This is a genomic window from Novosphingobium sp. KCTC 2891 (assembly GCF_025938155.1).
Classification (GTDB): Bacteria; Pseudomonadota; Alphaproteobacteria; order Sphingomonadales; family Sphingomonadaceae; genus Novosphingobium.
Genome location: NZ_JAPCZG010000006.1, coordinates 215259 through 234539 on the forward strand (window position 1 = coordinate 215259; position 19281 = coordinate 234539).

Consider the following 19281-nt stretch of genomic DNA (forward strand, 5'->3'; position numbering starts at 1 on the left):
GGTTTCGGAGAAATTGCATGAACAGGCTTCAAGGCAAAGTTGCGATCATCACGGGTGCGGCCCGTGGTCAGGGAGAGGCGACCGCTCGCCTGTTTGCGCAAGAGGGCGCGACGGTGATCATGACCGACGTGCTGGCCGAAGGTGAGGACGTCGCTGCCAACATCGGCAGCGCGGCACGGTTCGTGACCATGGACGTGCGCGACGAGGATGCATGGACCCGTCTGGTCGCGCAGGTGGAGGCTGAACACGGTCGGATTGACGCGCTGGTGAACAATGCGGCCGTGGTGGAAGCGGCGCCCATGGAAGAACTGACGCTGGCGAGCTTCGAGCGCATGTTGGGTATCAATCTGATCGGCACCTGGCTCGGCACCCGCGCCGTGGCGCCGATCATGCGCCGGCAGGGCCGGGGCGCGATCGTCAATGTCTCGTCGACCAGCGGACTGCGCGGCAACGCCAACATGACGACGTATGATGCCAGCAAATGGGGGGTCCGCGGCATGTCCAAGGCGATGGCCATGGAATTGGCGCCACACAATGTCCGCGTCAACACGGTGCACCCTGGCGCGATCGACACGCCGATGCTGAACCCGTCTCAGCGCGAAACCAGCGAAATCGCTGCCGAACTGGGCCTGCCAATGGCACGTGTGGGGCAGCCGCTGGAGGTTGCCAACGCATCGCTGTTCCTGGTGAGCGACGACGCGTCCTATGTCAGCGGCGCCGAACTTGCCGTGGATGGGGCATGGACGGCTGGCTTTTTTCCGGTCCGCGTCGGAGACCAATCCTTTGACTAGGCAGACACGAACTATTCTTCCAGTCAGTGATCCAAGTTAATTTCCGAATTCGTCCAAAACCATGACATGAAATCCGGCAATTGGCGCCTCTCCTCCTCAGCGCAAATTGCCGGCAAGGTGGGGACTGGCCAATTTGGATTTCCGGTCCCCACCGAACTGCAGGTCGACTTCTCGGCTTCCAAAGCAGGTGGGCCCGCGACCTCAAGCGTCGCTCGAACCGGAACATAGGACTTAGCCCTGCAGTTCGCCCACAAAACAGGGGGACTTGTCAGCCTGATGCGATACGCTCTCCGTTGGTCAGACGCCCCCTACCCCGGGCAACAGTTCAGGCCATAAGGTTTTGCCAATCAACAAAGGCTGCCGAGCGGCGAAGCTTGTCAGTCTGACGATCGACGAGGTGACGCTCCTGGGAGAAGTGGTTGTGGATCGCGGCGTGGGCTTAGGCGAACTTCTGCAGCGACTTCATCTGCCGAAAGCGTTGCATGGCTCGCTCTCTTCGTAGGAACAGCAGAGGGGAGTTTCCGGTGCGGTTGATTACGTGCCGGCCGACTTCACGGCGATCCTCTTTGCCCAGTGCACGCATGGCGTCGGGGGTGGGACCTAAGGCCATCCGTTACGATGGTCTCGGCCCGCCCAGGGCGCTTCAACCCCTTGTGCATGAACCGGAATGCAGCCGCATCCAAAGCCGGAAGCCGTGCCCTCACCTTGCCCGCTGTCGCCGGATGTCGGCGGCCGACATCGGCCCAAACCGGTTCCCCACAGCCACACCGTCTCGCGGCAGATGTCGATACCGCGCTCTAACTGGAGGTCCTCCACGTTCAGCAAACTCAGCGGAAAGCACACATACATCACAAGGACCGGGCGGATTACCTCCGGCGACGAATGAAAATACCGAATCGTATTTTCTGGTTTGCGAGGGCGGCCGATGATCGGGCCCCCACCTTCCCTTTCCCCGTTTCCAGAGGCGCGGTCCCTTTGACACCACCCGTGCCGTTGCGGTCGCGCGTGACTCGCTAACAAAGCGGTATCCGCCACGCGGATAGTTTGTCAGGTGCGAATTGAGTGCTTCCCGACGTGCCCCATACGTTGGCGACGTTCAGTGGAAGGGGGTTTCCCGACGTGACTAGCCAGCTTTTCCGTACCTGCTCTTACGCAGCATTCATGACAGCTTCGTTGCTCGCCAATCCGGCCAAGGCGCAAGAGGCACCGGCGGGCGACAGCACGGCGGAGGCCGACGGCGGCATCGTCGTCACCGCGCGTCGCCGCGAGGAAACGCTTCAGGACGTTCCCGTCGCCATCAATGTCCTGTCCCAAAGCGCCATCGAACAGCGCGGCATCGCGAACGTAACCGCGGTCGCATCGCTGACACCGGGTCTTCAGTTTGACACGGGCGCTTCACCTGCCGACGTGCGCCCGAGCCTGCGAGGTATCGCGCTGGTCGAAGGGCGCTCCAACGTCGCCATCATCATCGACGGGATCGACGCCACCGGCGTCTCGCTCAACACCACCATCGGCGGGGGCGGCGCACAGACCGCCGCGGCGCTGATGGACCTTCAGCGCATCGAAGTGGTGAAAGGCCCGCAGACGGTCTATTTCGGCCGCTCCGCCTTCGCCGGGGCCATCCAGTTCATCAGCAAGGATCCCGAGTTCAAGCCCGGCGCCACGATGAACTTCGCCATGGGTACCTATGGCCAGCAGGAACTGACGGCTCACGTCACGGGCCCGATCATCGGCGATACCGTGGCCGCCAAGCTCTCCGCCACCTATCGTGATTTCCAGGGCTTCTACCAGAATCCGGGCAACGGTCAGGGCCTCGATGCGGATCGCACCTGGGGCGTGGGCGGATCGATCCTCATCAGGAGCGGCGGCTTCACCGGCAAGATCCGCGCCAACTATATCAACGACAATGCAGGCCCCGGCGCAGGCTTCATCCTTCCCCGCGCCGACACGTCGCTTTACGGCGTCAACCGGATCACGGCGGACAATTTTGACGAAAGTCAGGTCGCGATCTCGTCGGACCACGTCTATGCGGGCAACGATTCCAAGACCTACCGCGGCGTGCTCGACCTCAAGTACGATCTGGGCGGCGGCTTCACGATCAACTCGCTGTCCGGCTACAATCGCATCAAGAGCCACATCGAGTTCGACTTCGACAAGAAGGCGGCGAACGTTCCTTCGGGCACCAATTTGGGCAACGGTTTCGTCAACTGCCTGCCCGGAACCTGCGTCGGCATCTTCGACTTCGACACGGATCTTGAACAGATCAGCACAGACCTGCGGCTGAGCTACGATTCGGGTCCTTTGCGCGCGATGATCGGCGGCTACTACTTCGACGAGAACTACCAGGAACTGGACTATACTCGCTTCCTCGGTGCCCGGCCGTTCATCACCAGCACGCGTGAAAACATCCCGGTGCGGCCGGCGCGGCTGTTCACCAACACCTATTCGGGCTTCGGCTCGCTCGAATACGAGCTGGGCGCGCTGACCCTGTCCAGCGAACTGCGCTACAACCACGAGATCATCCGCGCAGAGGCCGCAACCGGCGTGAACATCCTGTTCCTGACCGGGTCGAACGCGATCAGCTTCCGCGGCAAGACCTCGTTCGATTCCTGGCTGCCGCGCGCCAGCGTGCGGTTCAAGGTCTCGCCCGATCTGAATGTCTACGCCAGCGCGGCCAAGGGATCGAAGCCGGGCGGTTTCAACACCGGCCAGGTGCGCGACGACCTGCGCCCGTTCGGTCAGGAAACGATCTGGACGTACGAGATCGGCGCCAAGGGTTCGGCGATGAACGGCGCGCTTTCGTTCGAGGCCGGGGCCTATTACTCCGATTGGAGCAACGTCCAGGTCACCACGATCTGCTACGGCAGCGCGAGCGTCTTCGGACCGGAAGCGCAATGCCCGTCCTCGAGCGCGGTGAGCCTCAACTACATCATCAATGCCAAGAAGGCGCGGGTGAAGGGCTTCGAACTGAGCGCGACCGCTAAGCCGACCGACTGGTTCACCCTGACCGGCAGCTACACCTACACCGACTCCAAGTTCACCGACTTTGTGGCGCGTGACGTGTTTCCTGCGCCCGCGGGCACCACCCGCCAGTTCGGCGGCAACCGCGTCCCGCTCATCCCCAAGCACTCGCTCGTCACCACCGCGAAAGTCGACGTGCCGCTGAACGATGCGCTCGACGGGTTCGTCGAGATGACCGGGAAGTACCGCAGCGCGCGCTATGCCCGCTTCGACAACCGCGTCCTCCTGAACCACAAGTTCACCGCGGATGCGCAGATCGGCGTGAAGGGAGATTCGTGGACTGCGCTGGTCTTCGTCAGCAACATCTTCAACGACATGACCCCGGATTTCAGCCGCTACTACGGCAATTTCAATCCGAGCCGGACCAACGGCGAATACATCGGCGCCCCCGCCAAGCGCACCGGCGGCGTGCGCTTCATCAAGAACTTCTGACCCCCCTGCCGGCCCCTCCCTGCCGGCGCGACATGGGCCTCTTCCGCGCGGGAGGGGCCCATTTTCGTAGGTGCGGAGCATCCCCTTGCGATCGAGGAGCGACCAGCCAATGAAACCGCAGACACCTTTCACCCGCATCGGCAGGGCCGCGCTTTCGCCCGCGATGCAGGCTTCGTGGGACAGGGCGATGGACCTGCACGGCGATGCCACGTTCACCGAAGTCATGGGCAATGCGCCCGATGTCTACGCCTGGTATTCGCAGGACTTCTACGCAAAGCTCTATGCCTCGGGCCGGCTTGAACCGTCGCTCGTGGAAATCGTGCGGCTGCGCTTTGCCAATGTCCACGGCTGCGCGGCGTGCAGCCGCGGCGACCGCATCGCCGCCATGGCCGCGGGCGTCTCGGCGGAGCAAGTCGATGCGATCACCCGCTGGCAGGACGGGCCCTTCAGCGCCCGCGAACGCGGCGCGCTGGAACTGGCCGATGTGATGGTGCTGACCAACCCGACCGGAATGGTCACGGCGGACATCTACGCCCGGCTGAAGGAATGCTTCAGTGACGGCGAACTGGTCGAGCTGGGGGTGATCATGGCGGTGCTAGGCGGCATGGCGAAGTTCGTCTACGCCTTCGACCTGCTCGAACGCATGGACACGTGCCCGTTTACCGGCGCGAAGCCCTGACAGCCGGAGAACGACGATGGGGGAGCGTCCGCCCGGCGCCCCCCGATTGTCGCAATGCTAGATGGCACCTCAGGGGTGGACCAGTTCCAACCCGCCGGAAATCGGGATCGCCTGCCCGGTCAGCGCGCCTGCCGCATCAGAGACGAGGAAAGCGATGAAGCGGCCCACCTCGTCGGGCGTGCCCACCCGGCCGATCGGGGTCTTGCCCTCGATGGCCAGACGGAAACGCTGCGCGCCCTCCTCGCCCAGCGAATCCGCCACGCTATCGCTCCAGATCAGGCCGGGCTGGACCGCGTTGACCCGGACGCCGCGCGGCCCTGCGATCACGCGCGCGTAGCTCTTGCTCAGGCCGATCATCGCGGCCTTCGACGCACCATAGGCCGATCCGCCGAAACCGGCGCGCATCCCGGCAACGCTGGCGACGTTGACCACCGAGCCTTGGCCCGCGGCGAGCAGATCGAGCATCGCGTCCATTCCCATACGGCAGCCGCCGTAGTTCAGGTTCACCAGAAACTGCGGCACCCCGGCGTCAAGCTCGTCGATGGGGAGATTCTTGGCCTCGCCCGCATTGTTGACCAATCCGTGCAAAGCGCCGCGTTCCGCCGCGATCACGCGCGCCGCATCGGCCCAGGCGGCGGCATCGGTCACATCCAGCGGGATGAAGCAGCCATCACCACCCGCTTCCCGGACTAGCGCCAGCGTTTCCGCGGCAAGATCGGGCTTTCGTCCGCCGATGGCGACCCAGCCACCCTCGCGGCCGATCTCGATCGCGCTGGCGCGGCCGATGCCAGAGGTCGCGCCGGTGACGAGCACCGCCTTGCCGGTGAGCGACCGGGTGAAGCGCTGCGCAGACCGCGTGCCCAGGAAAAGGTCCGCACCCGCAACAAAACTCGCGCGTGCATCGCACAGCGCGCGGACGGTTTCGATCACGAGCGCCTCTTCCGCGCCTGCGGGAATCGCCAGTCGGTTCGAGCGCAGGCGCACCTTGCGCGCAGATGCATCGAGCATCGCGGCCTGCGTCGCCACACGGATCGCATTGGCGGCGGCATCGGCGTCGATGGCCGGAACATCAAGGTTTTCGCGCGTGATGGTCAGCAGCGTCGGCTCGCCTTCCGCGCAGACGCGGTTGGCGTACTTCGCAGTCAGCCATGCCGACAGGATCTCGCGCTCGACCCCGGCGGCATCGCTTGCGCCCAGCGGGCAGTGCACGATGATATCGAAGCGCCTGCCACTGGCGGCAAAACCGGCTTCAAGGTCGACCCAGCGCGATTCAACGACCAGCGGGGCGTCGATCTCGGTGATCGAACAACCTGAAAGCGCCGAGCGGACAAGCGCAGCTTCGCGGCCGCCGCTGTTGACGACAAGAGCCTGGAGCAATGTGGTCAAAGGTCGATCTCCGCACCGAAGTTCACATAGAGCAGGGCCCCGCCTGTGGTGGCGAGCACGTTCACCGGATCGCCCGGCGGGTAGAAGAAATAGGAACGGCGCGGTGCCGCATCTCCGCCGTCCACGCCGATGCCGCCCTCGATCACGAAAATTTCGAGATAGCAGGGCAGAGGCATGCCCTGCCCCTGCCAGCCGGCGGGCAGGCGCACGAGCGCCGAACCTTCGCCGGTTTCGGGGTCCACACTCAGGCGCCGAGCCTCGGCCGCGCCGCCCAGGAACGCAGACGGGGCAAAGCCATCCAGTGCGGCATCGCGCTCCAGAACGGCCGGCCCGCGCGCGGGTGCCGTGCCTTCGGCAACGTAGAGATCCTTCTCGCGCGGTTCGGGGACGAAGTTGAAGTCCAGATCTCGCCCCACGCGCGAAAGGAACGTCGATTCCTCGCGGATCGCGCTGGCGAAGCCGTGAACCGTGCGCGGCGGGTGGAATACATACGTGCAGGGGCGAACCCAGCGGCGGCTATCGAAGCTGAAGCAGCCCGAGATACCGATGATCTCTTCATACGTGTGGTGATAGTGCGCAGTATCGGGCGGGGTATATCCATCGGCCGGCGTCATGCGCTGGAGTGCAGTGCGCGCGCCGGTTTCGGCGTCGCGGCTGAGCAGGCGCGAATAGAGTCCGGGCGGGCCAAGCGGCACCCATTCCAGCTCATCCACCTTGAGGTCGACGATACGCGGTCGCATGGGGGATCTCCTTGCCAAAGTCACCTGCTGGTCACAGATGTGCGCATGGCCTTCCAGCGCCGGAGAGTACAACCTCCGCAATGCGGATAAAGAGGGTTGTGCGTTTGGCGCGACGCGCGGGCATGGTCACTGTTCGGGTCGGCATCGGCTCGACAAGGACAGGATCACCGTGGACCGCGAACTCGCCTATGATATCTCGCGCTGCGTTCATCGCGGCACGCTGAAGCTGGAGGAAATTCTCCCTTGGGATGACGCGCCCTGCCCCGCCCAGGTGCTGCGCCTGCTGGACGAAAAACCGGGCGCGGTACGCAGCGCGATCCTCCTGCCGCCGGCTGGCTGGACGGCTGCCGCGCGGCGCGCCGATGGCGCTCTCACCCAGATCTTCGTCCTGTCGGGCACGGTGCGGGTGGGGACTGCGCAGTTGGGCGCCTTCGGCTTCGCCGTGCTCCCGGCAGATAGCGGGATCGCAATCGAGGCTCTGACCGCGTGCGAGATCGTGCTGATCTGCGATCGGCCCGGCGCGGACGACGTGCCGGGCGTGCCGCTGCTGGTGCCCGATTGCCTGGCGCTGGAACCGTTCGTGCCGGTCATCGCGGGCAAGCGGCTCGACGGCTTCGAGCGCCGCCGGTTGTGGCTCAACGAACGCACGGGCGCCGATACCCGGCTGCTGAAGGTGCCCGCGCACTTCGGCGGGGTCGGCGGGGCCAACTGGCACCCGGTCGAGGAAGAGATCTATTGCATTTCGGGCGATATCCAGCCCGACGCGAGCCGGCCCATGCGCGCAGGATCGTTCCTGTGGAACCCGGCCTATTCTGTCCACGGGTTCGACGAGCGGACCGAGAGCGGCTGTGTCCTGCTGGAATGGCACGATGGCCCGTGGGATCTGGTCCGCGTGCCCGAGGCCGACCGCTGAGGCGGCACCGGATCGTAGCCAATGCCGCCCGCCCCGGCCACCCCTCGCGGGATCGCCGGGGCGGAAGCGGTTCAGGCCCTTGTCAACTCGCTGGGTTCGGCCTGCCCGGCATAGGGCACGTTGCGTTGGCCGAAGCGACGGACACGGAGGTTGGCCTGCTCGCCGTGGCCGGCGAAGCCTTCCAGTGCGCAGAGGCGCGAGCAGTATTCGCCGATGAGCGCGCTGGCCTCGTCGGTGAGGACCTTCTGGTAGGTGCAGGTCTTCAGGAACTTGCCCACCCACAGCCCGCCAGTATAGCGTGCCGCCTTCTTCGTGGGCAGCGTGTGATTGGTGCCGATCACCTTGTCGCCGAAGCTGACATTGGTGCGCTGGCCCAGGAACAGCGCGCCGTAGTTGGTCATGGTGTTCAGGAAATAGTCGGGATCGGCGGTCATCACCTGCACGTGCTCGCTGGCGATCTCGTCGGCGATGGCCACCATTTCCTCGTAGCTTTCGGCCACGATCACTTCGCCGAACGCCTCCCACGCCTTGCGGGCATGGTCGGCGGTGGGCAGGATCTGCAGCAGGCGCTCGATCTCGGCCATGGTCTCGCGGGCGAACTTCTCGGAGTTCGTCAGCAACACGCCGGGGCTGTCCGGCCCGTGCTCGACCTGGCCCAGGATGTCGGTCGCGGCCATTTCGGGATCGCAGCCGATCTCGTCGGCGATGATCAGCGTCTCGGTCGGTCCGGCGAAAAGGTCGATGCCGACGCGGCCGTAAAGCTGGCGCTTGGCTTCGGCGACGAAGGCGTTGCCCGGGCCGACGAGGATATCGACCGGATCGATGCTTTCGGTGCCCAGCGCCATAGCGCCCACGGCCTGGATGCCGCCGAGCGCATAGATCGCGTCGGCCCCGGCCAGAGCCTGCGCCGCGACGATCGCGCGGGCCGGCTTGCCCTGGAACGGCGGTGCACAGGTGATGACACGCTTCACCCCAGCCACCTTTGCGGTGATGACCGACATATGCGCGCTGGCGAGCAGCGGATATTTGCCGCCCGGGACGTAGCAACCAGCTGAATTCAGAGGAATATTTTTGTGACCAAGCACGACGCCAGGCAAGGTCTCGACCTCGACGTCCTTCACACTCTCGCGCTGCACACGCGCGAAGTTCCTGACCTGCGCCTGCGCGAACTCGATGTCCTTGCGCTCCTGCGCCGTCAAGCTCTCGACCGCGGCGTCGATCTCGGCCTGCGACAGGCGGTAGTCCTGGCGGTCCCAGCCGTCGAACCTGATGCTCATGTCGCGGACGGCCGCATCACCGCGCGCCTCGATGTCGGCCAGCGCCGCCTCGACAATGTTCCGAACCTTGCGATCCGCATCCGCCTTCGCTTCCGCAGATGCGCCGCGCTTGAGATAGATGGCCATGGCTCAGCCCTCCGCCATCGCAGCTTCGCCGGCCGAGGCCCACTTGCGCTCGAAGGCCCACACGTCCTCGAACCCGATCAGTCCGCAGAACGCCTTAAAGTCGAACTGTTCAGGCCCAGCCAGACTGTCGCCGTCCTGCTTGAGCGCGAGAAGCGCAAGCTCGACCGCGCGGGCAGCGGCCAGCGACGTCATCGACGGGAAGATCGCCAGCCTGAAGCCGATTTCGGCCAGCGTCTTCGTATCGAGGATTGGCGTAATGCCGCCGTTCGCCATGTTCGCCAGCATGGGCCGGTCGATCGCGGCGCAGATCTGGCGCATCTGCTCGACGCTGGTCAGCGCTTCGGGAAACAGGATGTCGGCGCCGGCTTCGGCAAAGGCGCCCATCCGGTCCTCGACCGCGTTGTACCCTTCGCTCTGCATCACGTCGGTCCGCGCGATGACCAACAGCCGTTCATCTCGGCGGGCATCGCAGGCGACCTTGATCTTCTCGACCATCTGCTCGGCCGGAATGACCCGCTTAAAGGGGGTGTGACCACACTTCTTGGGAAACTCCTGATCTTCCAGCTGGATCGCCGCGACGCCAGCGTTCTCATAGGCGCGAACCGTGTGGTGGACGTTGAGCAGGCCGCCAAATCCGGTGTCGGCATCGGCGATGACCGGCGTTTGCGCCGATTCCACCAGACGCGCCATGCGGTCCGTCATCTGCGTGACCGAGGCGATACCGGCATCGGGCAGGCCCAGCGCACTCGCGGTGAGCCAGTAACCCGAGCCATAGACCGCATCGAATCCGACGCGGCGGGCAATCACCGCCGTGATCATGTCCTGGATGCCGGGGGCGGTCACGAAATGGCCAGCCTTGACCTTTTCGTACAGGCTGCTGTCCTGCATGGCTTGTCCTTAGAATGCTGAGGGAAAGGGATGAAATGCCAGACAAGGCTGGCGCGCGAGCTTCCTGGTCGCAATCGGCGCCTGCCGCCTTATCCGCCAGACGGATAAGCGGCCCAAGGGCGTGGCTTGCCCGGCCGCGCGGTATCAGGTTCGCTTCATGACGACTGCAACACCGCTGTTCCGCCCTTCGACTTCCTCGCCACCCTGCCTGCGCGACTGGGGCATGATTGCCGGCCTGCTGCTGGTGATGACCGCCTGCCACGGCGTTATCAGCGCCGGCCTGCCTGCCCTGGATAAGGCGATCCTGGCCGATCTTCACATCGGGCGAGGTGCCCTGAAGCTGCGCGAGAGCATTTTCCTGATGTCTTCAGGCCTGTCAGGACTGATGATCGGGTTCATCTGCATGCACGTCAGGCCGTCGCGTATCGTGCTGGCGGGACTGGTCCTGCTTTCGGGAACGCTGACAGCCTATGCTCACGCCAGCAGCATAGGCGAGATCTATGCGCTCTATGTCCTGCTCGGGCTTTCATTCGCGTCATCACACGTGGTGATCGTGGTGCTGATGGTACGCGCCCGCTTCGCCACGCTGCGCACGTTGGCCACATCGATCGCCTTGTCGGGCACGAGCATCGGCGCGGCGATCTTCCCGTCCCTGATCGTCCGCGCGCTCGAGCATACCGACTGGCGCAGCGTGGTGCAGGCCGTCGCGTTGCTGCCCCTGCTGCTCGTGCCTGTGACATTGTGGCTGCTGCGCGGTCCGGCGCCGTCCGGGATCGACGAAGCCCCGCGCGCCTCGATCGAGACCGAGATCACAACGGCGGGCACGACGAGGCTTTCAAAGCCGGCGACTGCGCTTTTGATGGTGGCCACCTTCGGCACCTTCTTTGCCTCGACCTCATTCCTGCTCAATATGTTCCTCTATCTTCAGGACAAGGGCTTCGACGCACGCGAGGCTGCGTCCGGGATGAGCGTGGTTTTCCTGACCGGGCTTGTCGGCAAAGTGGCGATCGGCGCGGCGGCGGAACGGTGGGGCAGCAGCCGCGTGTGGAATACCGCGCAGTTGCTGCTGCTGGCCGGTGCGTTGGCTCTGACTTTCGGCGGAACGCTGGCGATGATTGCGGGGCTGGTGCTGCTGGGAGCAGGATGGGCGGGTTGCTATGTCCTGACGCAAGTGGTCATCGCCAACAGCTTTGCGGGTCCGCGTCTTGGCCAGATGACCGGCGCCTTTATCGTCTTCGAGGCGATCGCATCGGGTTCCGGCGTGTGGTTCGCGGGGTATACCTACGACTTGTTCGGCAGCTACCGCCCCGGCTTCATCGCCTGCTGCGCGCTGGTCGCGATCAGCGCAGCGGCGACCTTCCTATTCCGGCGCACCCTGAAACGCATCTAAACCTGACCGGGTCGACATGAGACACTGACCGATTTCCCGCGACACCGCGCGCAGCGGTTCAAGATATCGCGCGACCGCGTCCCCCAGCGACATGGCATTGGCGAAATAAACCATCGCCAGCGCGCCGAGCAGGGTTTCGCCCTCGAACAAAGGAACCGCGATCGACGATGTGCGTCCAGGGTTGGCCGAATAGGGCGTGCGCGCAACGGCGGCATAGCCCTGCCGCCTGATTCTGGCGATGGCCTGACCGTTCTCGAAATCCTTGATCATCATGGCGTCGAGCGGCTCGTCGCGGGTGTGCGACTGGCGCAGCAGTTCGCGTTGCTCCTCCTCGTTCGCAAAGGAGAAATAGACCTGGCCCGAAGCCGAGGCGAGCAGCGGCACCTGCCAGCCGGGATAGTAATTATTGAAAGTCAGCGTGGTCTGCGTGCTGGTGGAATCGCGCACCACCATCTTGTTTCCCACCCGTGTGACGACCGACACCGGCCAATGGTGATCCTGGGTGAAGCCGCCGATCAGTGCCCGCGCCACGCCGACGAGCCGGTCGTGGTTCTGGAAGCCGCATGACAGCGTCTGGATCAATGCTGTGGGACGATAGCGCTTGCGCGTCTCTTCCCGCTCTATCAGCCCTTCTTCGATCAGGGTGTTCACGATACGATAGGCGGTCGGATAAGGAATTCCCGCCACACGCGAAATCTCGGTCAAGCCCAAAGACCCGAAACGATTGATTGCCTGGATAACGTGGATTGATCGCGCCAGCGAGCGCACCATGTCCTTTTCGCCGCAATCCGGCCCCGTCCCCGCATCCATGCCTTCTGCCAACCCTATCTCCGCAGGATTGCTGGCGGTGCCGGACGTGGCGCGAGACGAAGGTATACGCAGCGATGTCATGACTGCAGAGTTCAGGAATAAGCAGCTGCTCGTCAAGCGCGCATCACCGCCAAGCGGGCACCATCATCCGCAGAGCGGATAAACCATGGCCGCAACATTTCGCAGCCCCCGACCCGGTGCGACACATCGGACGACAGCCCGGACGGGATCCGGGCATCGGTTCGATGGAGTTCACGGACGTGAAGAAGAATTGCGAAGTCCTCGTCGTGGGCGCAGGACCGGTCGGAACGACCTGCGCTGCCCGCCTCGCGTCGATGGGGCTTTCGGTAACGCTGATCGAGGCCGAGGCCGATTGTGCGCACGATTTGCGCGCGTCGACGATCCATGCGGCGACGCTCGAAATGCTGCACGAAATCGATGCGGCCGTGCCGCTGATCGAACTGGGCCTCAAGGCGCCGGTCTATCAGATGCGGGATCGCCGTTCAGGCGAGATCATCGCGTTCGATCTCAACGAGATCGCGGACATGACGCCGTTTCCCTATCGCCTGCAATGCGAACAGTACCACATGGCCCGGCTGCTCTCGAACCGGCTGGCCCAAATGGACGGGATCGACGTGCGCTTCGACTGCCGGCTTGTCGGTGCCCACCAGACCGCGGATGGTGTGGTGGCCGAAGTGGAGGAAGGGGGCCAGCGGCGCCAGATCGAAGCGCGGTTCATCGTCGGTGCCGACGGCGCGCGCTCGACCGTGCGCAAGGTGCTGGACACGGATTTCGACGGCTTCACCTATGAGGAAAAGTTCGTCTCGATCTCCACGCCCTACCCGATCGAAGACGTTGTCCCCGACCTCGACTACGTCAACTACATCAGTGATCCCGAGGAATGGCTCGTACTGCTGCGCGTACCGCGTTTCTGGCGCGTGCTCGTGCCCGCGGATGGCGCCAAGACCGACGAGGAACTCGTCAGTGACGACAATGCGGACTCGATCTTTACCCGGATCGTCGGGCACGGCGGCGTCGAGACGTCGCACCGCACGATCTACAAGGTCCACCAGCGGGTGGCGCGCCGCTTCGTCGACGGCCGGATCGCGATCATCGGCGATGCCGCGCACCTGAACAATCCGCTCGGCGGGTTCGGCATGAACAGCGGAATACACGACGGCTGGAACCTGGCCGACAAACTCTGGCAGGTGCTGCGCAAGGATGCCGGCGCCGAGGCACTCGCCTTGTTCGAGCGCCAGCGGCAGGCCGTGACGCGCTCGTTCATCCAGGCCCAGACCATCGAGAACATGGCAGCCATGGGCAAGGCCGAGAGCGAAGTGATCGCAGCCAAGCGCGAGCAGATGCGCCGCATTCACGCCGATCCGCAGGCTCGGCGCCAGCACCTGCTCCGACAGTCGATGTTTGAAAGCCTGCGGCAAGCACAGGAGATCGCATGACCATGACATCCCCCACCATGCCCGCACGCCGGAACAAGGACGTCCAGGGCTATCGCTACAAGTTCGGCGTTCTCGGCCCATCGACGAACACGATCGTGCAGCCCGACTTCGATGATCTGCGCCCGCATGGGGTGACGAACCACTACAGCCGCATCATCGTCTCGAACGCCAAGGCTGTCTCGAACGAGACTTTCATGGCCGGAGCGTGGGAGATCAGCGACAACACCATCGACGCAGTGCGCGGCGTGATGACCTGCGCGCCCGACCATCTGGTCATGGGAATGAGCGCGGTAACTTTCTTCGGCGGGGCCGAAGGAGCGCTCAAGTGGCGGGAAAACGTCGAGGCCGTATCGGGCCTGCGTGTGAGTACCGGAGCCGAGGCCCTGGCCGCCGCCCTCGCCGCCTATGGCAACATCCGCAAGGTGGCGTTCTTCTCGCCCTATTATCCCACGGCCAATGCCGAAGTGCGGCGATTTCTGTCGGATCACGGATATGACACCGTGCGCGACGTGCCATTGCAGGCTCCGTCGTGGACCGCCATTGCCGAAATCGACGAGGCCCGCATCCGGCAGACGTTCCACCTGCTGGATGGCGACGATGTCGATGCGCTGATCCAGGTCGGCACCAATGTCTCGGCAATGCGCTTCTGCGCAGCGGCCGAGACGTGGCTGGGCAAGCCCGTGATCGCGATCAACACCGCGACTTACTGGCACGCGCTGCGGACCTGCGGTGTGCGCGATCATGTCCACGGCTTCGGCCGCCTGATGGCGGAACTGTAATGGGCGCACCCACCAAGCTCGCTCGCCCGCTGCAATGCGTGCGCAGCGCAGACCTGCCCTGGGAGGTGCTCGGCACGCATGGCTTGAAGCGCCGCCTGCTCGGGCATGATCCGGAAAGCGGCCATGTCACCAACATCGTGTTCATCCCGGAAGGGTGGCACGGTGGCGGGGTCGCGCATTTCCACGATGCGTTCGAGGAAGTCTATATGCTCGACGGCGCGGTAACGCTCGATGGGGACCATTACTTCCGCAAAGGCGTGTACTTCTATCGTCCGGCGCAGGTGGTTCACGGCCATGACGAGCGCTCCGAGACCGGCGCGCTCGCGCTGGTCCGCAGCGATGGCGCGCTCGTCCTGAACCTGGTGCATCAGCCCGAACAACCCGTCGAATATCCGCGTCCCGGTCATGGCGACCCGCGCGGCCATGTCTTCGAAACGCGTGTTGCCAGTGTCGCGGCGGAAGCGGATGCCGCGCTGCACGCCGACTGGAAGGCAAAGCCGCTCAGCGCCGATCCGGTGACCGGAGCGCGCACGTTCGAGGCGATCGTGCCCGCTGGCTGGCAGGGCATCGCGCCCGCATTGGGCCAGCCGTGGGAGGCCTACGTCCTCGAAGGCGACCTGAGCGGCGCGAGGGAAAGCTGGCAGGCTGGCGACTATACCGTGGGCGACGCGGATACGCCGCTGCTCGGCACGGTCTCCAGCACGGCGGGCGCGCGCATCCTCGTCATGACCTTCGGGGAGCGCGCATGAAAGCCGCGCGACTTTTCGCGCCGGGCAACATCCGGCTGGTCGATGCGCCGCGCCCTGTCCCCGGGCCGGGCGAGGCTCTGGTGCGCGTCATCGCCTATGCTCCCTACGGCACAGACGTTTCGACCTACCTCAACAAGGGCGGGCGCTACGTCGCCTCATACCCCGTCGGGATCGGCGCGGATTTTTCGGGCGTGGTGGAGGAGACAGGCGACGGTGTGCACAGCGTTCGGCCGGGTCAGCGCGTCAGCGCTCTTGCGCTCGACCATTGCGGCACTTGCGCCCACTGCATCGACGGCCGGACAAACCTCTGCCTCGATCCGGCATACCGGACGCTGACCCGCCAGACCTGCTGCGAAGAATACGTCCTCGTTCCGGAACGGAAACTGGCCGTCCTGCCCGGTGCCGTCGGCTTCGAGGACGCCGCCATGCTGGCGGGACCGGTCGACGCGCTGAACGCTTTCCGCAAGCTGGGCCTCGACGCCGGGGATACGGTGGCGATCGTCGGCGTAGGTGCGATGGGGCTGGGCGCGCTCGCCATGGCACGCGCGCTAGACATCACCGCGATCGCCATTGGCGGAACCGGCAAGCGCGGGGAACTGGCCCGCAAGGTCGGCGCGGAAGAGGTTTTCGGGCTGTCCGCACATGGCGAGGACGTATCGCAGGCCGTTCTCGAGCGCCATCCGGCAGGCTTTGCAGCGGTGATGGAGACCACCGCGAGCGACTGGGGCACGGCGCTGGCCTTCGCGGTGGCGGGTCTAGGCGGCCGCATCGCCCTGACAGGAGGCGGGCCGCTTGGGGTCAGCAACTGGGACATCGTCGACCGCGAGTTGACCATCTTCGGCGTGCGCGCGGGCAGCGGGCAGGCAGAGGTTCTGGACCTGATCGCCCGGAAACGCCTCTCGCTGGGCGAGACCGTCTCGCGCCGTTTCGCGATCGACCAAGTAGCCGATGCCTTTGCGCTGCTTGCCGGCCCCGACGCGCGCGATATCGGCCGCGTCATCATCAGGATTGGCGACGAAGCATGAGCGCGCGAACGCTCTATCACAAGTTGTGGGACGCCCACGTCATCGCCGAAGTCGATCCGGCCGGCGATCCGCGCGCCGCGCTGATCCATGTGGATCGGCACCTTCTTCACGAATGCAGCACGCACCAGTCATTCGCCTCGCTGCGCGCCAGCCATCGCGGTGTCCACCGCCCTGAAACGCACCTTGCCGTACCCGATCATGCCGTCGCCACGCAGGAAGATCGCCTGACACGCCCAGCGGACGGCGCGGCAGGGTCGCAGGTCGCCGAACTGGCCCGCAACGCCGCCGACTTCGACATCCCGTTCATCTCGCTTGCCGATCCACGGCAGGGCATCGTCCATGTCATCGGGCCCGAACTGGGGTTCACCCTGCCGGGCATCACGCTGGCCTGCGGCGATAGCCATACCTCCACTCACGGGGCTTTCGGCGCGCTCGCGTTCGGCATCGGCGCAAGCGACTGCGCGACCGTCCTGGCGACGAACGCCATCGTCCAGCGACGCGCGGATACCCTGAAGGTAGAACTTCGGGGCCTTCCGGGCAGGTGCGTCGGCGCGAAGGACATCGCGCTGGCGCTGATCGCCGCGTACGGCGCCGGCTTTGCGGCCGGCCACGCGGTAGAGTTCACCGGAGAGGCCGTTCTGCGGATGTCGATGGCCGCACGGATGACCTTGTGCAACATGGCGATCGAGGCCGGCGCGCGCATCGGCCTGATCGCACCGGACGACGTTACCTTGGAATACCTGCGCGGCCGCCCCATGGCTCCGTCGGGCGCACTGTTCGAGCAGGCCGCAGCATATTGGCTCAGCCTGCGCAGCGACCCCTGCGCGGTCTACGACCGCGAGGTCTCGCTCGACCTCGCCGGACTGGAACCCATGGTCACCTGGGGCACCAACCCGCAGGATGCGGTTCCCATCTCGGGCCTCGTCCCGCAGCCGCCCGCCGAGATCGAAGCCGCGCGCCAGCACGGAAAGACTCTGGCCGCGATGGGGCTTGCGCCGGGACAGTCGCTCGTCGGCTTGCCAATCGACGTGGTGTTCATCGGATCGTGCACCAACGGACGCATCGAGGACCTGCGCGAAGCGGCTGCCGCTGCCGCCGGGCGCAAGGTCGCGCCAGGGGTCCGGGCCATGGTCGTTCCGGGCTCGATGGCCGTCCGCCGCCAGGCCGAAGCCGAGGGGCTGGACGGGATCTTTCGTGACGCGGGGTTCGAGTGGCGCATGGCCGGCTGCTCCATGTGCGTCGCCATGAACGAGGACCGGCTTGCGCCCGGCGAGCGCTGCGCGGCGACGTCCAATCGCAATTTCGAGGGGCGGCAGGGACGTGGCGGGCGCACCCACCTCGTCAGTCCAGCCATGGCCGCTGCGGCCGCCGTCGCTGGATGCCTCGTCGATGTACGCCATGCCGAGTCTGCCCGATGAACGTCTTCAACACACTGACCGCCCCCGTGCTCATGCTGCGCGAGAACCGGATTGATACTGACGTGATCTTCCCGGCACGCTTCCTGCTGCTGATGCAGCGTGACGGTCTCGGCGAGTATTTCTGCCGCGACCGCCGGCGCGATGCCCAAGGCAGCTTCGTCGCCAACGCGATTGACGATGCCGCCGTACAGGGCGCTGGCATCCTTCTTGCCGGGAAGGACTTCGGCTGCGGTTCCAGCCGCGAACAGGCGGTTTGGACGATCCTCGATTTCGGGATCACCTGCGTGATCGCGGAAAGCTTCGGCGAAATCTTCGCCGCCAACTGCGTGCGAAACGGCGTCCTGCCCATCGTGTTGGACGCCGCAGCTATCGACCGGCTCGAAACCGCCGCGCGATGCGGCGGGCTGACCATCGACCTTGTCGGCTCCACAATCTCGTGGGGCGGCCCGGACGCCGGATCGATCCCCTTCCCCATCGCGGCCAACGATCGCGAGCGCCTGCTCAACGGATGGGACGAAACGGCGATGATTACCTGTCGCTGGCAGAAGGACATCATCCGCTTCGAGACGGCCCAGCGCCGCGCCTGCCCCTGGCTTTACGAGGAGTCATGCTTGTGAGTTCGCCCCACGAAGACCTTTCCGCCAATTATGCGCGTGCCTTCGGCGGCAAGGCAGGTTTCGGCCGCAAGCCCGCGCTGGTGCTTGTCGATTTCGTGCAGGGCTATTTCGACCCGGCGTGCGATCTCTATGCCGGCGTCGAACACAACCTTGCCTCGGCGCTGCGGGTGCGGCAGGCAGCCCACGCGGCGGGCGTGCTCGTGGTGCTGACCAACGTCGTCTACCATCCCAAGGCGATCAACGGCGGGCGCTTTTTCGAGAAGTCGCTACCCTTGCGTTACTTTCTCGAAGGCAATCCGATGGGGGCCTGGCCCAGCGACCTCGTGCCAACCGGCGACGAACTGGTCGTATCGAAGCAATACCCCAGCGCCTTCTTCGGCACCTCACTCGCCTCGACGCTGACCACGCTGGGGATCGATACTGTCCTGCTTGGCGGAGTGACCACGAGCGGATGCATCCGCGCGAGTTGCATCGATGCGATGAGCCACGGTTTCCGGACAATCGTGATCGAGGATGCCTGCGGCGACCGGCACCCCGCACCGCATCAGGCGAACCTGTTCGACATGAACGCGAAGTATGCCGACGTGGTCCGTGAAGGCGAGGTCATCGACTACCTCAACCACCTGGGCGCGAACGCGTCTGTTCCTGGAGCGGAATGACATGGGTTACCGATTGGGCGTGGACGTCGGGGGCACTTTCACCGACTTGCTGCTGTTCGATACCGACACGGGTTCGTTCTGGCGGCACAAGACGCCGTCCACCCCGCATGACAGCTCGGAGGGC

At 65.1% G+C, this 19281-nt stretch carries 18 protein-coding genes; 13 read left to right on the forward strand and 5 right to left on the reverse strand.

The features are described 5' to 3' along the window. Positions 1–17: 17 nt before the first annotated feature. The 3 genes from OLX02_RS13330 (at position 18) to OLX02_RS13340 (ending at position 4923) form a co-directional block, all read left to right on the forward strand. The gene (locus OLX02_RS13330) at positions 18–791 is read left to right on the forward strand and encodes an SDR family NAD(P)-dependent oxidoreductase (RefSeq protein ID WP_264423557.1); all 774 of its coding nucleotides are present in this window, start codon (positions 18–20) and stop codon (positions 789–791) included. Positions 792–1952: 1161 nt separating this feature from the next. Next, positions 1953–4244 (forward strand): TonB-dependent receptor, encoded by a 2292-nt coding sequence (locus OLX02_RS13335; protein ID WP_264423558.1) that lies wholly within the window; start codon positions 1953–1955, stop codon positions 4242–4244. A 109-nt stretch (positions 4245–4353) separates the two neighbouring features. Beyond that, positions 4354–4923, forward strand: a complete 570-nt coding sequence (locus tag OLX02_RS13340; protein ID WP_264423560.1) for a carboxymuconolactone decarboxylase family protein — start codon at positions 4354–4356, stop codon at positions 4921–4923. Positions 4924–4992: 69 nt separating this feature from the next. On the opposite strand, the gene OLX02_RS13345 is transcribed toward OLX02_RS13340, so the two are convergent. Then, positions 4993–6309 (reverse strand): SDR family NAD(P)-dependent oxidoreductase, encoded by a 1317-nt coding sequence (locus OLX02_RS13345; protein ID WP_264423562.1) that lies wholly within the window; start codon positions 6307–6309, stop codon positions 4993–4995. Next, on the reverse strand, positions 6306–7049 hold the full coding sequence (locus tag OLX02_RS13350; RefSeq protein ID WP_264423563.1) for a DUF4437 domain-containing protein: 744 nt from the start codon (positions 7047–7049) through the stop codon (positions 6306–6308). Before OLX02_RS13350 ends, OLX02_RS13345 begins: the two co-directional genes overlap by 4 nt. Before the next feature lie 169 nt (positions 7050–7218). Between OLX02_RS13350 and OLX02_RS13355 the strand changes: the two genes are divergently transcribed. After that, positions 7219–7962, forward strand: coding sequence for a cupin domain-containing protein (locus tag OLX02_RS13355; protein ID WP_264423564.1), 744 nt, complete (start codon positions 7219–7221; stop codon positions 7960–7962). Between the two features lie 71 nt (positions 7963–8033). On the opposite strand, the gene hisD is transcribed toward OLX02_RS13355, so the two are convergent. Together hisD and OLX02_RS13365 are read right to left on the reverse strand one after the other, a co-directional pair. Next, positions 8034–9365 (reverse strand): histidinol dehydrogenase, encoded by a 1332-nt coding sequence (hisD, locus tag OLX02_RS13360; protein WP_264423566.1) that lies wholly within the window; start codon positions 9363–9365, stop codon positions 8034–8036. A 3-nt stretch (positions 9366–9368) separates the two neighbouring features. Beyond that, positions 9369–10253 (reverse strand): isocitrate lyase/PEP mutase family protein, encoded by an 885-nt coding sequence (locus tag OLX02_RS13365; protein WP_264423568.1) that lies wholly within the window; start codon positions 10251–10253, stop codon positions 9369–9371. 157 nt (positions 10254–10410) lie between these two features. On the opposite strand from OLX02_RS13365, the gene OLX02_RS13370 reads away from it, so the two are divergent. After that, positions 10411–11643, forward strand: a complete 1233-nt coding sequence (locus OLX02_RS13370; protein ID WP_264423569.1) for an MFS transporter — start codon at positions 10411–10413, stop codon at positions 11641–11643. Here the strand turns inward: OLX02_RS13370 and OLX02_RS13375 are convergent. Next, complete coding sequence (locus OLX02_RS13375) at positions 11614–12465, reverse strand: helix-turn-helix domain-containing protein (RefSeq protein WP_264423571.1); 852 nt, start codon at positions 12463–12465, stop codon at positions 11614–11616. The two genes, OLX02_RS13370 and OLX02_RS13375, sit on opposite strands and share 30 nt — an antisense overlap. A 233-nt stretch (positions 12466–12698) precedes the next feature. On the opposite strand from OLX02_RS13375, the gene OLX02_RS13380 reads away from it, so the two are divergent. The 8 genes from OLX02_RS13380 to OLX02_RS13415 all read left to right on the forward strand — a co-directional run. After that, positions 12699–13910 (forward strand): FAD-dependent oxidoreductase, encoded by a 1212-nt coding sequence (locus OLX02_RS13380; protein ID WP_264423573.1) that lies wholly within the window; start codon positions 12699–12701, stop codon positions 13908–13910. Beyond that, a complete protein-coding gene (locus OLX02_RS13385; RefSeq protein WP_264423575.1) occupies positions 13907–14689 on the forward strand; it encodes an arylmalonate decarboxylase in 783 nt (260 codons plus the stop codon). The genes OLX02_RS13380 and OLX02_RS13385 overlap by 4 nt, the downstream gene beginning before the upstream one ends. After that, complete coding sequence (locus OLX02_RS13390) at positions 14689–15438, forward strand: cupin domain-containing protein (protein ID WP_264423577.1); 750 nt, start codon at positions 14689–14691, stop codon at positions 15436–15438. Before OLX02_RS13385 ends, OLX02_RS13390 begins: the two co-directional genes overlap by 1 nt. After that, complete coding sequence (locus OLX02_RS13395) at positions 15435–16463, forward strand: zinc-dependent alcohol dehydrogenase (protein ID WP_264423579.1); 1029 nt, start codon at positions 15435–15437, stop codon at positions 16461–16463. The genes OLX02_RS13390 and OLX02_RS13395 overlap by 4 nt, the downstream gene beginning before the upstream one ends. Further along, the gene (gene leuC, locus OLX02_RS13400) at positions 16460–17881 is read left to right on the forward strand and encodes a 3-isopropylmalate dehydratase large subunit (RefSeq protein WP_264423581.1); all 1422 of its coding nucleotides are present in this window, start codon (positions 16460–16462) and stop codon (positions 17879–17881) included. Before OLX02_RS13395 ends, leuC begins: the two co-directional genes overlap by 4 nt. After that, positions 17878–18498, forward strand: coding sequence for a 3-isopropylmalate dehydratase small subunit (gene leuD, locus OLX02_RS13405; protein WP_264423583.1), 621 nt, complete (start codon positions 17878–17880; stop codon positions 18496–18498). The genes leuC and leuD overlap by 4 nt, the downstream gene beginning before the upstream one ends. Next, positions 18495–19157: an isochorismatase family protein gene (locus OLX02_RS13410; RefSeq protein ID WP_413630250.1), complete on the forward strand. Its 663-nt coding sequence runs from the start codon at positions 18495–18497 to the stop codon at positions 19155–19157. The genes leuD and OLX02_RS13410 overlap by 4 nt, the downstream gene beginning before the upstream one ends. Position 19158: 1 nt before the next feature. Further along, positions 19159–19281, forward strand: a 123-nt coding sequence (locus OLX02_RS13415) for a hydantoinase/oxoprolinase N-terminal domain-containing protein (RefSeq protein ID WP_264423596.1), incomplete at its 3' end; no start/stop codon positions are given.

Excerpts from the sequence above, each read along its gene's own strand:
- OLX02_RS13385 (WP_264423575.1), top strand. The coding sequence starts at position 13,907 with ATGACCATGACATCCCCCACCATGCCCGCACGCCGGAACAAGGACGTC.
- leuD (WP_264423583.1), top strand. The coding sequence starts at position 17,878 with ATGAACGTCTTCAACACACTGACCGCCCCCGTGCTCATGCTGCGCGAG.
- OLX02_RS13330 (WP_264423557.1), top strand. The coding sequence starts at position 18 with ATGAACAGGCTTCAAGGCAAAGTTGCGATCATCACGGGTGCGGCCCGT.
- OLX02_RS13380 (WP_264423573.1), top strand. The coding sequence starts at position 12,699 with ATGGAGTTCACGGACGTGAAGAAGAATTGCGAAGTCCTCGTCGTGGGC.
- OLX02_RS13335 (WP_264423558.1), top strand. The coding sequence starts at position 1,953 with ATGACAGCTTCGTTGCTCGCCAATCCGGCCAAGGCGCAAGAGGCACCG.
- OLX02_RS13340 (WP_264423560.1), top strand. The coding sequence starts at position 4,354 with ATGAAACCGCAGACACCTTTCACCCGCATCGGCAGGGCCGCGCTTTCG.
- OLX02_RS13370 (WP_264423569.1), top strand. The coding sequence starts at position 10,411 with ATGACGACTGCAACACCGCTGTTCCGCCCTTCGACTTCCTCGCCACCC.
- OLX02_RS13390 (WP_264423577.1), top strand. The coding sequence starts at position 14,689 with ATGGGCGCACCCACCAAGCTCGCTCGCCCGCTGCAATGCGTGCGCAGC.
- OLX02_RS13395 (WP_264423579.1), top strand. The coding sequence starts at position 15,435 with ATGAAAGCCGCGCGACTTTTCGCGCCGGGCAACATCCGGCTGGTCGAT.
- OLX02_RS13350 (WP_264423563.1), bottom strand. The coding sequence starts at position 7,049 with ATGCGACCGCGTATCGTCGACCTCAAGGTGGATGAGCTGGAATGGGTG.
- OLX02_RS13365 (WP_264423568.1), bottom strand. The coding sequence starts at position 10,253 with ATGCAGGACAGCAGCCTGTACGAAAAGGTCAAGGCTGGCCATTTCGTG.
- hisD (WP_264423566.1), bottom strand. The coding sequence starts at position 9,365 with ATGGCCATCTATCTCAAGCGCGGCGCATCTGCGGAAGCGAAGGCGGAT.
- leuC (WP_264423581.1), top strand. The coding sequence starts at position 16,460 with ATGAGCGCGCGAACGCTCTATCACAAGTTGTGGGACGCCCACGTCATC.